Source organism: Pedobacter humicola (assembly GCF_056490705.1).
Genome location: NZ_JBWJIG010000025.1, coordinates 42,672 through 57,550 on the forward strand (window position 1 = coordinate 42,672; position 14,879 = coordinate 57,550).

Annotated in this window: 12 protein-coding genes; 5 read left to right on the forward strand and 7 right to left on the reverse strand. The window is 39.4% G+C overall.

Features of this window, described 5'->3' with window-relative positions:
• Nucleotides 1-43: 43 nt before the first annotated feature.
• The 6 genes from AC04Q1_RS25075 to pckA form a co-directional block, all read right to left on the reverse strand.
• Nucleotides 44-946 carry a PstS family phosphate ABC transporter substrate-binding protein gene (locus tag AC04Q1_RS25075; RefSeq protein ID WP_478367282.1) on the reverse strand — a complete coding sequence of 301 codons (903 nt, stop codon included), beginning with the start codon at nt 944-946 and terminating at the stop codon, nt 44-46.
• Nucleotides 947-1,183: 237 nt separating this feature from the next.
• Nucleotides 1,184-2,002 (reverse strand): energy transducer TonB, encoded by an 819-nt coding sequence (locus AC04Q1_RS25080; protein WP_316843210.1) that lies wholly within the window; start codon nt 2,000-2,002, stop codon nt 1,184-1,186.
• A gap of 18 nt (nt 2,003-2,020) precedes the next feature.
• Entirely contained in the window at nt 2,021-2,527 is a 507-nt protein-coding gene (locus AC04Q1_RS25085; RefSeq protein ID WP_478367283.1) for an ExbD/TolR family protein, read from the reverse strand.
• A gap of 3 nt (nt 2,528-2,530) precedes the next feature.
• The gene (locus tag AC04Q1_RS25090; RefSeq protein ID WP_478367284.1) at nt 2,531-3,145 is read right to left on the reverse strand and encodes a biopolymer transporter ExbD; all 615 of its coding nucleotides are present in this window, start codon (nt 3,143-3,145) and stop codon (nt 2,531-2,533) included.
• Nucleotides 3,146-3,223: 78 nt separating this feature from the next.
• Nucleotides 3,224-4,054 (reverse strand): MotA/TolQ/ExbB proton channel family protein, encoded by an 831-nt coding sequence (locus tag AC04Q1_RS25095; RefSeq protein ID WP_316843207.1) that lies wholly within the window; start codon nt 4,052-4,054, stop codon nt 3,224-3,226.
• Nucleotides 4,055-4,352: 298 nt separating this feature from the next.
• Nucleotides 4,353-5,948 (reverse strand): phosphoenolpyruvate carboxykinase (ATP), encoded by a 1,596-nt coding sequence (gene pckA / locus AC04Q1_RS25100; protein WP_478367285.1) that lies wholly within the window; start codon nt 5,946-5,948, stop codon nt 4,353-4,355.
• Between the two features lie 959 nt (nt 5,949-6,907).
• Here pckA and thrA point away from each other — a divergent pair.
• From thrA to thrC, 5 genes are all read left to right on the forward strand, one after another.
• Nucleotides 6,908-9,361: a bifunctional aspartate kinase/homoserine dehydrogenase I gene (gene thrA / locus AC04Q1_RS25105; protein ID WP_478367286.1), complete on the forward strand. Its 2,454-nt coding sequence runs from the start codon at nt 6,908-6,910 to the stop codon at nt 9,359-9,361.
• A gap of 58 nt (nt 9,362-9,419) precedes the next feature.
• On the forward strand, nt 9,420-9,818 hold the full coding sequence (locus AC04Q1_RS25110) for a DinB family protein (RefSeq protein WP_478367287.1): 399 nt from the start codon (nt 9,420-9,422) through the stop codon (nt 9,816-9,818).
• Nucleotides 9,818-10,456, forward strand: a complete 639-nt coding sequence (locus AC04Q1_RS25115; RefSeq protein ID WP_478367288.1) for a LysE family translocator — start codon at nt 9,818-9,820, stop codon at nt 10,454-10,456. The genes AC04Q1_RS25110 and AC04Q1_RS25115 overlap by 1 nt, the downstream gene beginning before the upstream one ends.
• A gap of 47 nt (nt 10,457-10,503) precedes the next feature.
• Nucleotides 10,504-11,484 carry a homoserine kinase gene (locus AC04Q1_RS25120; protein ID WP_478367289.1) on the forward strand — a complete coding sequence of 327 codons (981 nt, stop codon included), beginning with the start codon at nt 10,504-10,506 and terminating at the stop codon, nt 11,482-11,484.
• 87 nt (nt 11,485-11,571) lie between these two features.
• On the forward strand, nt 11,572-12,879 hold the full coding sequence (gene thrC / locus AC04Q1_RS25125; protein WP_478367290.1) for a threonine synthase: 1,308 nt from the start codon (nt 11,572-11,574) through the stop codon (nt 12,877-12,879).
• Nucleotides 12,880-13,351: 472 nt separating this feature from the next.
• Here thrC and AC04Q1_RS25130 read toward each other — a convergent pair whose 3' ends face one another.
• Nucleotides 13,352-14,776, reverse strand: a complete 1,425-nt coding sequence (locus AC04Q1_RS25130; RefSeq protein ID WP_478367291.1) for a sugar MFS transporter — start codon at nt 14,774-14,776, stop codon at nt 13,352-13,354.
• Between the last annotated feature and the right edge of the window lie 103 nt (nt 14,777-14,879).

Consider the following 14,879-nt stretch of genomic DNA (forward strand, 5'->3'; position numbering starts at 1 on the left):
TCTCTTTAGATTTACTTCGTGGTTCAATTTATAATTTTCTAATTTAATTTCCTTTTGTCAGGTTAATTTGCCTTGGCATTAACTTATGCGGACCAAGTCCAGATTTAAGTACAATCAACTGCCCCCTCTGACTTCTTAACCATGTTGCAAATCCTGTGCCTAAACCGTCTCTTCCTTCGCAATCTATGATATTTATATTTCTTAAGAAAGGATAAACGCCATTAATTAGATTGTCTTGGGTTGGTTTATAAAACTGGTCATCTCCCGGGCTCCCCTTTACATTCTTTACACCCAGCACTTTTACCTGTGAAAGATACGCACTCCCTTCGGTATTCTTATTGGTAATCCAATTCACGCCTAAAATACCAATAAAATTTTTATCTTCTGCAATAAGTTTGATCACTTCGTTGCTAGAATTTTTAGAGTAAACACCTGTGGTGGGAAATTGGCTGATTTTAGCCAAATCTTTAAAATACTGAAAGGTACTTGAATAAGCGTTATCAAAGACCAATTTTTTATCTGATTTCTTCCCCTGTAATATATCAATCACATCTTTAACGTTAATTGTACTATCAATATTGCCCTGATTTGTAATTAAAGCAATACCGTCTACAGCAAATCTTGATGTGTTTATTTTGATATTCCGCTGGTTATAATATTTCTCTTCAGCCTTGGTTAATAATCTTGGCAACACAATTACCCTTACACTATCGTTTAAAAAGGCAGGTAAAAGTTTTTGTTCTGGCTTTACCGTGGTTTCAAATTTTGCCTGTGGATAATCAAGACTGAATATGTCAATCTGGTCTTGTACAATTGGCCCAACACTTTCATCAACCAGCATTTTAAGTGTACCACTTGTGCGGGTTTCTTTAACTGCTTCGGTCTTGCTTTTGCGTTTGCAGGATACAAGTGCCAGAATTAAAAATATAAAAAGGAAGTTTCTCATTGATTAGTCTCGCCTGCTTAGGCTTAATAGTCGAACAAAAGCATAAATAATTAAGAAGATCCCAATCGCGATCCTACCCCAGTGCGGAATTGCTGGTAAACGCAGTGCTATGGGTTCCCAAAACATAAATGCAAGGCCCAATACCACATAAAAGACAAACATGACAAGGCCTAAAATGAGCAAAAACCGCTGTTTAGGCGATTTTTGCTTAAAAATATCAAAATTTAACATTTACTATTAGTTCAATGTAAAGTTTACGTTGATGTTGTATTTTACCCTTACCGGCTTACCATTCTGGATACCTGGGTTCCAGCGTGGACTTGCTTTCAATACACGGATAGCTTCTTCATCAGTTCCGCTACCCAAACCACGGGTAACCTGGATATCTGTTAATTTACCATCTTTTTCAACAACGAAAGATAAAAATACTTTACCCTGTACGTTGTTTTCTTGTGCCATTGGTGGATATTTAATTGCTCCTCCTAAGTACTTATAGAATTTAGCAATACCTCCCGGATATTCTGGTTGTTTCTCGATACTCACAAAGTCATAAACTTTATTATCATCAACCGCAACAGCAGCTTCTCTTTTTGGTCCTTCACCTACTGGTTCAGCGATAACAATATCAGCTGTTGGATCACCTTTGATATCCCTCTGACCTGGGTCAGCTTCCTTCAATTTTTCTACCGTAGGTGGTTCATCACGAACCTCGATATCCGGTTTTACAATTGGAGGTGGCATTTTCACCTGGTCCACTTTTGGTGGCGGTGGCTCTACCGGTGGTGGAGGTGGTGTTTTAGGATCCACTGGTGGTGGCGGCGCTAAAATAACTTCCTGTGCTTTTAATTGCTCATCTTCATGATCCATAGAACCTTTAATAAGGCTATAGATTTTAGGAGAGAAAAATAACACTAGAAATATAATAGAGCCAATAATTAACGCTTTTGAAGTATTTGCACCATTGGTTTTACGTAACTGGTACGCACCATAGGTTTTGTTTTTATCTGCAAAAACCACTTCAAGCCATTCTTTTCTGAATATATCTAACTTCGACATAACTATTGGGTTTATTGATTATAAAATTCCTTGCTCTTTCATGAAATTTTTCTCGCTATCAAGGATATTATCATCATCAATCTGACGAACCTTAATTTTAAGAATTTCCAGTTCGTCCATGATATCAACAAAGTTCTGGAAAGTTGATCCTGTTGTTGGTTTAACCAACACCACAAAATCTCCCGGAACACCTGATGCATCGGCTGTTTTTCTATTTTTAACAATAGCAGCTTCTACTTGTGATCCTGATTCGATTGTTGGTGGAGTTGCACCCGCAACGCCCATGTACCAAGCTACCTTATCTTTTTTACCCAATAAGATGGTCATGGTTTTACTCGCTTTCAGTTCTAATCTGTTTTCAGGTAACTTCTCGTTCTTATCTGGTTTTGCAATATCCATCGCCTGCGGAGTAGATATTGATGTTGTTAAGATAAAGAAAGTTACCAAAAGAAACATTAGATCCACCATTGGAGTCATATCAACCCTCGGTGTGGCTTTCTTCCCGCCTGTATTTAATTCTGCCATTTCTTATTTCTTTTTAGCTTCAGAGTTAGTAACCAATAAAAATTTGTTTACACTCTGCTTCTGAAGCACATCAATAATCTTTTTCACAACTGGATATTCTTCTTTAGCATCACCTTTGATACTAACGCGCATGTCTACGTTGTTGATCTCTTTTGTTGCTTTACGCGCATTCAGAACCCATGAATTTAATTGGTTATCGGTAGAATCGGTAGGTATACCAGTTTGTACTCCTGGTTTCATACGGTCAGATCCGTTCATGGCAATAAATCCTTTTAAATTTGCAAACGGTACACCGAAAGTTGAAATTACTGAGAAACGTTGAAGTTCATCAGGTGTAAACTTTACACTGTATTGCTCGCCCATTAGTTCTAATGTTCTTCTTCTTACGTTATTTCCTGCTACTTCAAAGAAAACCTTACCTTGTCCGATTGTTAAAATCGCGTTGTTTTCTGCCGGCACTTTAAACTCATACGTAGATGAGGGTGTAGAAACGGCTAGTGGTTCTGGTTGCCTTGCTGTAGCAGTTAAGATGAAGAAAGTAAGTAACAATGATGCCACATCACACATGGCGGTCATATCTGTTACTGTACTTGTTCTTTTAACTTTAATTCTAGGCATAATATTTTTTACTAGTTTTAATAATGATGATCTTTTTTCCGGTTTTCCATAAAGCCGGTAAAAATTTTTTCAAAATTTTTATTTATGCGAACTAGCGTATGTTTGAACGATGCTGAAACCAGCCTCATCGATAGCGTAAGTTAACTTGTCGATTTTAGAAGTTAATACGTTGTACATGATAATTGCTACAGTTGATACCAAGATACCTGTTGCAGTGTTGATCAACGCCTCAGAGATACCTACTGCTAATGCCGACTGATCTGGAGCACCAGAGTTTGCTAAACCGGCGAATGCACGGATCATACCTGTTACTGTACCCAATAAACCTACCAATGTACCGATTGATACCAAAGTTGCAATTACAGTTAAGTTTTGCTCTAACATTGGCATTTCTAAAGCTGTAGCTTCTTCAACCTCTTTCTGGATTGCAACGATTGATTGCTCAACATCCATGTTGGTATCTGCTTCAACTTCGCTGTATTTTTTCAAGCCTGATTTAATTACGTTAGCAACTGAACCTTCTTGTTTATCACACTCAGCTTTTGCAGCTTCGATGTTACCTGCGCTTAATAAACCTTGTACTTTGCGAATGAAAGTATCTAAGCTAGATTTTCCACTTGCTTTACCAATAACGATGAAACGTTCGATAGAGAATACAATTACCACTAATAGTAATCCAACTAAGATTGCCACGATAGGACCTCCTTTGTATGCTGTTCCAAGATAGTTACCAGGTAATGGTAATTTCTCTCTGTCGCCATCGATAAAGTTACTTCCTTCTCCGAATACGAATCTCCAAACACAGAATCCAATAACAATACAGATTGGAATAACGAATGTTGCAAATACATTTGAAGCACTAGAAGAGCTCTCTTTTTTAACAGTTGTTGGTTTTGGTGCGTTTGCCATTTTTTTTGAAATTTTAGTTTTAGTTCTTGTTTTTAATTTTTAGCTGTTTTTTTCTTTTGTACTACACACAACGTTTCTTATCCGAAATTGTTGCGAAAAACAAATTTATAAATTGATTTTAAATTACAAATTAATAAATCAATAAGCAATTAAATCGTTACTTAGAATTTAGTTTCGGTAAACCACCAAGGGTGTATAACAAAAAAATTGCCCCAGCCGAGGCAATTCTTTCACAATAAAAACTAAAAAAAAATCGAATTGCAAATTTTTCGTGCAAAAAATGCATTTTAAAGTACATTTAACATAATTTTAACGCTTCGTGTCTGCTTTTTGGTACTTTTGTCAGTTCGAACTGCTTAAAATTTTCTGAAAAGGCATCTGCCAGCTGATAAGCTTTTAAAAAATATTCTTCCTGATTATCCCACGTTTTGGCCGGATCTAAAATATCGTTCGGAACACCCGGACAATTTAAAGGCATCATTAATTTAAACACATGGTGCTGTTTATAATGATGATGATCAAGATCTCCGTTTAAGGCAGCAGCGATCATTGCTCTGGTATAACTGAGTTTCATTCTTTTGCCTATACCATAAGCGCCACCGCTCCAGCCAGTATTTACCAACCACACGTTTACTTCATGTTTTTTCATCTTCTCGCCCAATAAAGTGGCGTATCTTGAAGGATGCAATGGAAGGAATGCCTTACCAAAACAGGCCGAAAATGTCAACTGTGGCTCAGTAACACCGGTTTCAGTTCCGGCAACCTTTGCCGTGTAACCACTCATAAAGTGGAACATCGCCTGTTCTACATTTAATTTAGAAATAGGGGGCAATACGCCAAACGCATCTGCAGTTAGAAAAAAGATATTTTTTGGTACTGAGGCTATCGAAGGTAAAATGGCATTGTCAATATAATCTATTGGATAGGCTACCCGGGTATTCTCTGTTTTATTGATGTTAGTATAATCAACATCCTTTGTTCCCGGAAAAAAACTGATATTTTCCAATAATGAACCAACTTTGATAGCCTTAAAGATCTGAGGTTCTTTCTCTTCCGTGAGATCGATACATTTGGCATAACAGCCCCCTTCGAAGTTAAATACAGAGTCTGTACCCCAGCCATGTTCATCATCGCCTATTAGACCTCTTTCGGGATCGGCAGATAAGGTTGTTTTTCCTGTACCTGATAAACCAAAAAATATAGCCGTATCCCCATCCTTACCTACATTGGCGGAGCAGTGCATTGAAAGTGTATTCCTATATATAGGCAGGATAAAATTTAAAACAGAAAAAATTCCTTTTTTAATTTCTCCCGTATAACCCGTTCCCCCAATCAGGATCATTTTCCTGGTAAAATTAAGGATGGAAAAATTTTCCTGCCGGGTTCCGTCAATAGCTGGATCGGCCAAAAAACCCGGGGCAGCAATTATGGTCCATTCTGGGGTTATCCCCAAACCTTCCTCTCCAGGGCGGATAAATAAATGATGTGCAAAAAGATTCTGATAAGCGGTTTCTGTAATTACCCTGATGGATATCGAATAATCCGGATCGGCGCATGCCGAAGAATCGCGGACATAGATTTTTTTATCCTCAAGATAATTGGTCAGCTTATAAAATAACTGATCAAATTTATCCGGGCTGATTTTAATGTTGACATCACCCCACCAAACCTGATCTTCGGTTACTTCATCGCATACAATAAACCTGTCTTTAGGCGAACGCCCGGTAAATTTTCCGGTATCAACTGCCAGCGCTCCCGAACTTGCCTGCGTACCTTCTTTATTTAATAAGGCCTCATCAATTAACTCCGTTGGGGATAACTGGTACTTTACAGCAATGTTTCCACCAAGATTTAAATAGCTTAAATCTGGTGTTTGCAGTTTCTTTTTGCTCATAACAATAAGTTAGTTAGTGGAGCAAAGGTAAAGACTTATCTGCTACAAAAACGAGTTTTAAAACGTAATTTTTTACATATTGTAGCAAATACACTATCACACAAACACCTCATAAACAGAATATTAATGCTATTTTTTAAACATAAAAAAAATTAAAAAAATACACTAAGCAAAATTTGGTAAATGGTTTTAGCTACTAAAATTTTTGTAAGATAGGGTTCTGAAAATCAATGGCGGGTTTGCTATTTCACAAATTATTAACCACCCCGCCCTGAGGGTACCTTCCGAAGAATCGGAGCAGGCTCTCCAGAGGAAGGGAATCAGACGCCTGAACGGTAAACAACTTCAATAGTACCACAACCCAAATTTAATTAAAACTGATAAAAGCGGCAGCTCCCGATCTCAGCAACAACCAAACCGCACTTCCATCGGGACTATAGCGGTTAGCAGGGCTGCAGTACCCGAAGAACCATACAGAACCTTTTCAAATATTTTTAAAGCTGCATGTTAACTTCCTCACCCTCTGTCCAGGCTTTACCACATAGGTCACATCAAAACATTCTTTCCTTTGGATACCTCCACAATGAAGGGAATGATTTGGTTTCGGGTTCAAAAAATGCGGCTATTTCATCTACTTAAACGTTTTAATAACAATCTCGAAATAAAATTCAAAAAACATTTGCATTTTAAAAAAATAATCTCCTACTTTACGGTGTACAAAGTACACCAAGACAAGATGAATTTTAGCACTTCGATTATTACAACGATTATTATTACCACCGGTATAAACCAGCGGGGCTAATTTGTTGTAAATTGAAAAAACATAAAACACAGAAAGCGTCCCGATGAAAGTCGGGACGCTTTTTTTTTAAACCCATGCTGAATGAAAGCTGCACGAGCAACCTAATAAACGATGAAACAATTGCACAGCATCAATCAGTTAAAACCAATATAAACTAATGAAAGTACTCAAATTCGGCGGCACATCCGTAGGTTCGGCCGAGAACATTAAAACACTCTTGCGCCTGGTTGGCGAAGAAAAACAGAAGAATAGCCCGGTAGTTGTATTATCGGCAATGAGTGGCGTAACCAATCTGCTTACCGATATGGCCGAAATGGCCGAGCGTGGTGAAGATTACGACACCCATTTAAAAGAAATTGAAGCAAAACACTTTGCTGTAATCCGCGCGCTTTTACCCGCGGCAGCACAAAACCCGGTGTTTACGCGTTTAAAGATCTTTTTTAATGAATTAGAAGATTTATTGCAGGCTGTAACCAACTTGCGCGAACTGAGCTTACAAACCAAAGATCAGATTCTAAGTTATGGCGAGCGCTGCTCTACCTTTATGATCAGCCATATTGCTTCGCAAAATGTTGGCGACTCACTTTATGTAAACGGTGCTGAGCTGATTAAAACCGACAGCAATTTTGGCCAGGCAAAGGTGGATACAGCCTTAACAGAAATGCTGATCAGCAATTTTCACAAGGAAAACAAAGGCAAAGTACTTTTTGTAACTGGCTTTATCGCCAGTAATGCGGCTGGTAGGGTAACTACCCTGGGTCGCGGTGGCTCTGATTATACCGCCGCCGTTTGGGGTGCAGCTTTGAATGCGGAAGAAATAGAAATCTGGACAGATGTAAATGGCATGATGACCGCTGATCCACGCATCGTGAAAAAGGCTTTCTCGTTACCAGAGCTAAGCTACACCGAAGCCATGGAGCTGAGTTATTTTGGGGCGAAAGTGATTTATCCGCCAACAATGATCCCAGCCTTTATGAAGAAAATCCCAATTGTGATCAAAAACACCTTTGAGCCTGACTTTGCCGGAACCTATATTAAAAGCGATGTGAAAGCATCGAGCCTACCGATAAAAGGAATTTCGTCTATCGATCACATCAGCATCATCAACCTCACCGGAAGCGGCATGGTGGGCAAGGCAGGGTTTAGCGGAAGGTTATTCTCTTTGCTTTCGCGCGAGCAGATCAATGTGGTATTGATTACCCAATCTTCATCAGAGCATAGCATTACCTTTGCGGTTAAACCTACTGACGCCGCACAGGCAATTACCCTGATCAAAAAAGAGTTTGAACTAGAATTAGATGCAAAGAAACTAGAACTGCCTGAAGTTGAAAATAATTTAGCTGTATTGGCCATTGTAGGCGAAAACATGAAACGTACACCCGGTATGAGTGGACGTTTGTTCAACGCCTTAGGCCGTAACGGCATTAATGTAAGGGCTATTGCACAAGGTTCTTCTGAATATAACATCTCGGTAATTATCAGCAAGGATGATCTGTCAAAAGCAGTTAATGCTGTGCACGACGCTTTCTTTACCGACCTGAAAAGAACATTAAATGTTTTCTGTTTAGGTACCGGAAACATCGGTAAAACTTTATTTAACCAATTGAAAGAGCAGATGCCTTTCTTGGCCGCCAATAACGATTTACAGGTGAAGGTAGCAGGAATCAGCAATACCCGAAAAATGATTTTTAGTGCCGATGGTTTATCGCTCGACAATTGGGAAAGCGAATTGGATACGAAAGGTGAAAAAGCAGATTTAGCAGGTTTTGTCGCTAAAATGAAAGCCTTAAACTTACCAAACTGTGTTTTTGTAGACAATACCGCTGCTGAATCGCCGATAGAATTATACCAGGGCATATTCGAAAGCAGCATTTCGGTGGTTACCTGTAATAAAAAAGGAAACTCCGCTGATTACGCACAGTATAGGTCATTTAAAGATACGGCACGTAAATTCGGGGTAGATTTTTATTACGAAACCAATGTAGGTGCAGGTTTACCGATTATCCGTACGCTGCGCGAACTGATGATGAGCGGTGATAAGGTAGCACGTATTGAAGCCATTTTATCAGGGACCATCTCTTATATCTTCAATAATTTTAAAGGTGATGCTGGTTTTTACGAAACCGTGAAGGAAGCGCAGGAACTGGGTTATACCGAACCAGATCCACGCGACGACTTAAATGGAAAAGATTTCATGCGTAAAATGCTGATCCTTGCCCGCGATGCAGGTTATCCTTTAGAAGCCAGCGATGTAAAAATCGATAACATTTTGCCAGATGCCTGTTTAAATGCCACATCTGTGGAAGATTTCTATTCAGAATTACAGGCTAATGCCGCTTATTTTGAGCACCTGAAACAAACAGCGGCCAATGATGGAAAAGTTTTACGTTACATCGGCAAGTTAGAGGATGGTAATGTAGAAATCAGCCTTCAAATGGTGGATGACAATCATCCTTTTTATATGTTATCAGGAAGTGACAACATCATCTCTTTCACTACAGATCGTTATAAATCGCGTCCATTAGTGGTAAAAGGCCCTGGTGCAGGCGCAGAAGTTACCGCTGCCGGTGTTTTTGCCGATATTATCAATGTAGGTACTTTAAATAAATAATGCGGTGAATTCGGTTTTGAGTCAAAAAAATGAAATCATCAGCCTGGTTAATCAGGCCATGATTGATTTTGAAAGTATTACGGAAGCGGTGTGGAACAATAAACCTCAACCTTCGAAGTGGTCTAAAAAAGAATTGTTAGGCCATTTGATCGATAGCGCAAGTAATAACATTCGCAGGTTAATTGTTGGACAATACGAGCAAGGAGTCAAAATTGTTTATCAACAAGATGAATGGGTACTTTATCAAAATTATCAAGGCACTGATACTACTGAGGTTAAAACACTTTGGAAGTTATTAAACTACCAGATTAGCCGGGTAATTGAAAATATCCCTGAAGAAAAGCTCCAAAATACCTGTGATACTGGAAAAGGAAATACAGCGCTGCACACACTTTCTTATTTTATTGAAGATTATGTTGTGCATTTAAAACATCACTTAAACCAAATAACCGGATAATGGAAATGTTAGGAATCGAGAATTTAAGTGCATTTATATTAGCTGCGATTATAGTGGTCATTACCCCTGGAGTAGACACGATAATGGTTTTAACGCGAAGCATTTCCAAAGGAAAAGGCTCTGGCCTATATTCTGCTTTAGGGGTGAGTTTAGGTTTGCTGGTTCATACTTGTGCCGCCACGTTTGGGCTTTCTCAAATTCTGTCCAAATCGGCCATTGCGTTTAGTATAGTGAAGTATATTGGTGCTGCCTATCTCATTTATTTGGGTTACAGATCCTTTGCAGATAAAAGTGAACAGGTTGAAATAAAAATCACTGATACCAAGGTATTGGGAATTAAGCAAATGTTTTTCACAGCATTGTTAAGTGATATTTTAAATCCTAAAATAGCACTTTTCTTTCTTGCATTTCTACCCCAGTTTATCAGTAGCAAAGAGATTAATAACCCCATCCCCTATTTTTTGCTTGGCCTAATTATCTTTTTCATCACGCTAATCTGGTGTTCATTTTTAGCATTAACAGGAAGCAATGTGGCTAGGCTTTTTAACAAAAATAAGAATATCGAAACCTGGATGAACAAAACCTCTGGAGTAGTTTTTATTCTATTGGGACTAAAAATTGCCTTAACCAAAAAATAATATTTAAGTTTTACAAAATAGCCGATAAGGCAATCAGTATTAAAAAAATGCAAAAGAATATAAATGATAATGAGGTGGCTTCAGCACATCCCGAAGTCGGCACTTCTATTCGGGTCTTCGCCCCTGCAACCGTTGCAAACGTAGTTTGCGGTTTCGATGTACTGGGTTTCGCCGTAAACGAACCTGGCGATGAGGTTGACATGCGGTTTACCGATACACCCGGCGTGGTGATCAAAAGAATAACAGGTGATGACGGCCGTTTGCCTTTAGACGCGGCTAAAAACACGGTGAGTGCCAGTGTTCAGCATTATTTGCAGCACATTAACCGCTTAGATGTAGGTGTAGAAATTGAACTGCACAAGAAAATGCCCATTGGCAGTGGATTGGGCTCGAGCTCAGCCAGTACCGTTGCTGGTTTATTTGCCATTAACAAACTCATGGGCGATTTATTAACCGCTAAAGAACTGGTTCCTTTTGCAATGAAGGGCGAAGAGCTTGCCTGTGGTTACGGTCATGCTGACAATGTTGCCCCTGCTCTATTGGGCGGTTTTGTACTGGTGAGAAGTTACGAACCACTAGACGTGATTTCTTTGCCAACACCAGCTGGAATCTATGCCGCGATTGTATATCCGGAAGTGGCTGTACCCACCAAAGATGCACGTCAGATGATCCGCAGCAAGGTGGCCTTAAAAGATGCCGTTACCCAATGGGGAAACGTTGCGGGCTTGGTAAGCGGATTGTTCATGAATGATTTTGATCTGATTGGAAGAAGCATGAAAGATGTGCTGGTAGAGCCCACACGTTCGATCCTGATCCCTGGTTTCGAAGAAATGAGGAAACTGGCCATGGAAAACGGTGCAATCGGTTTCGGGATTTCAGGTTCCGGACCATCTGTATTTGCTTTAACCAAAGATGAGGAAACAGCAAGAAAAATCACCAAATCGCAACAACAACATTTACATAAAATTAATATTAACAGCAAAGCTTTTGTTTCTCCGGTTAACGCCGAAGGACCAAAGGTGATGTAAATAAGGCCTAAGGTAGAAGGTTTAGGCATAGGGTCGTACTCGGCGCCATAACCCTAAACCTTACACCCCTAAACCCTATACCTCAAAATGAAACTATACTCAACCAACAATAAAGACCTACGTGTTTCCTTTAAAGAAGCCGTTTTTAACAGCATGCCGCAGGATAAAGGTTTGTATATGCCTGTAGAAATCCCGCAGCTTGATCCCGAATTCATCCAGAATATTCAACAGTATTCTTTACCTGAAATTGCTTATCAAGTCGCTTCAACATTATTGAAAGATGAAATTCCGGCTGAAGATCTAAAAGCTTTAATTGACGATGCGATTAATTTTGAAGCTCCAGCAGTTAAACTCGATGACAAAACCTTTGTGCTCGAGTTGTTCCATGGTCCATCTTTAGCATTTAAAGATTTCGGTGCCCGCTTTATGAGCCGTGTGATGGCTTATTTTCTAAAAGATGGCGAACAGCTTTTGGATGTTCTGGTAGCGACTTCTGGCGATACCGGTGGCGCTGTGGCTTTAGGCTTCTTAGGTGTACCGAATACCAGGGTAACCATCCTTTATCCGGAAGGGAAAGTAAGTCCGATACAGGAGTTACAGCTAACCACCAATGGCGAAAACATCAGGGCTGTTGAAGTGAAAGGTACTTTTGACGATTGTCAGGCACTGGTAAAACAGGCTTTTGCAGATGATGAACTGAATGCAAAATTCAGGTTGACTTCTGCCAATTCGATTAACATCTCCAGGTTGATCCCGCAAACATTTTATTATTTCAACACCTATGCCCAACTGAAAAAACAAGGTTTACATGATGTTGTATTTTCGGTACCAAGCGGAAACTTCGGGAATATTGGCGCTGGCTTATTGGCCTATAAACTAGGCCTGCCTGTTAAACAGTTTATCGCCGCTACGAATGTGAATGATACCGTGCCACGCTTTTTAGAAAGTGGTGTTTACGAAACCAAACCATCAACACAAACCTACTCTAATGCAATGGATGTAGGTGCTCCCAGCAATTGGGTACGTATTATGGACTTGTTTGATCAGGATGTAGAAGCCATTAAAAAGGTAGTTACTTCTTATCGCTTTACGGATGATGAAACATTAGAAGGCATCAAAGTACTCGATAACAAACTCAATTATGTGGCCTGTCCACATACCGCGATAGCTTATCTGGCCATCGAAAAATATAGAAGTGAAAACCCAACAGACGAAAGTGCTGCAGTTTTCTTATCTACCGCACATGCCTGTAAATTCCCGGATATTTTCCCTGTAGATATTGCGGCTAAAATCGAAATCCCTGAACAGGTAAAAGCCCTGGAAAGCAAACCAAAACATGCCGATCAGCTGGGCGTGGATTTTGAAGGTTTTAAGAATTATTTGTTGAAGGGGTAGTAAAATAATCCAGATTGCAAATCTGAAGCACAATAGGTCCGGATTGCAAATCCGGACCAACACGATACGTTAGTCGGGATTTGTAATCCCGTCTTCTGAACTAAGGATCTGTAATCCTTATATCACTATATCAAACTTCTTTAAACCAGATTACAAATCTGAAGTGCTATAGGTCCGGATTGCAAATCCACACCAACACGATATGTTAGTCGGGATTTGTAATCCCGTCTTCTGAACTAAGGATTTTTAATCCTTATATTCACTATATCAAACTCTTTAAGCCAGATTACAAATCTGAAGTGCAATAGGTCCGGAGTGCAAATCCGTACCAACACGATACGCTAGTCGGGATTTGTAATCCCGTCTTCTGAACTAAGGATTTTTAATCCTTAAAAATCTATCAAACTTCTTTAAGCCAGATTACAAATCTGAAGTACAATAGATCCGGAGTGCAAATCCGTATCAACGATTATTAATGTCCCGATTTCATACCCGTTTGCTCAATGCCCTTTAACCTTTTCGAGCAATAAATACCAAAGTATAAGATAAACAGGTAACATATCAATGGCAGTATAAACGAATGATGAACCCCAATTTTATCTGCAACTGCACCCTGAATAAGGGGCATAATGGCCCCACCTAAAATGGCCATTACCAGAAGAGAAGATCCCTGACTGGTATAAGCGCCCAGTTTGGCAATCGAAAGTGTATAAATATTCGAGAACATGATCGAATTGAAAATCCCGATCCCCAAAACGCTGTACATCGCCAGTTCGCCTTTATTCACCATTGCTGAGATTAACAACAACACATTAATGGCCGAGAAAATGGCCAGCGTTCTGGCTGGTGCCGATTTGCCGACCAAAAATCCAAGGAAATTTAATGCGATAAATATGAGGAAGAAGCTGATCTGTGCAAAAGTCAGATCAACAATCCCATAAATTAAAGCGAAAACCAATATGGCCGTGCCTAACATATAGATAATCTTTTTCGATTGACTTAACGTATGACTAAGGGAAATTGATCCCACAAAACGGCCGATCATTGCTCCTCCCCAATAAAGCGACAAGTAATTTTTACTTACCACTTCATCCAATCCGGTTATTTCTGGCAACCTTAAAAAGCTGATAATAAAGCTACCCACGGCTACCTCAGCGCCTACATAACAGAATAAGGCAATAATTCCCCGGGTTAAATGCGGAAATTTTAAGACCCCAAGTCCTTTTACCTGCTCTTCTTCTTCAGGTTGAAAGGAAGGTAGTTTTACATAAAAGATAAGCAAACCTACAAGAAGTAATATTCCTGCAAAAATCAGATATGGAATACGGGTTGCTGATGCGCTAAAACTCCCATCGGCTTCTGAAAAGAATTCGAAAATCAAATGACCACCTAAAATCGGTGCAATGGTGGTTCCAAAAGCATTAAAAGCTTGTGTTAAATTTAAACGGCTGGAGGCACTGTCTTCAGGCCCCAATAAGGAAACATAGGCATTGGCGGTAATCTGCAAAACGGTAAAACCCAATCCAAGTACAAACAATGCAGCTAAAAATAGCGGATAAACCGAATAAGTTGCCGCAGGGAAAAACAAGGCACAACCGATAGCCGCCAATACAATCCCAAAAAGAATTCCTTTTTTATAACCAACCTGATTAATCGGATCGCCTTTGGTATAAGAAATTAAGAAGTAAATCAGCGAGCCAACGAAATAGGCGCCAAAGAAACAAAATTGCACCAGCATAGATTCAAAAAAGCTCAATTTAAAAAGCTGCTTCAAATATGGGATCAAAATATCGTTCATACAGGTGATGAATCCCCACATGAAAAATAAAAGGGTAATGGTAACTAAGGGAACGGCGTAATTTGGTCTAGACTGGCTTGCGGCAATTTTGTTATTCATTTATATTTTTTATTATTTAATGGGCTAAAGCTAGTCCAATAATTGCACTGGCTGGCTTTAACCACAGATTAGTTACCGTTTTTTTACTTTCAGTAATTAATAT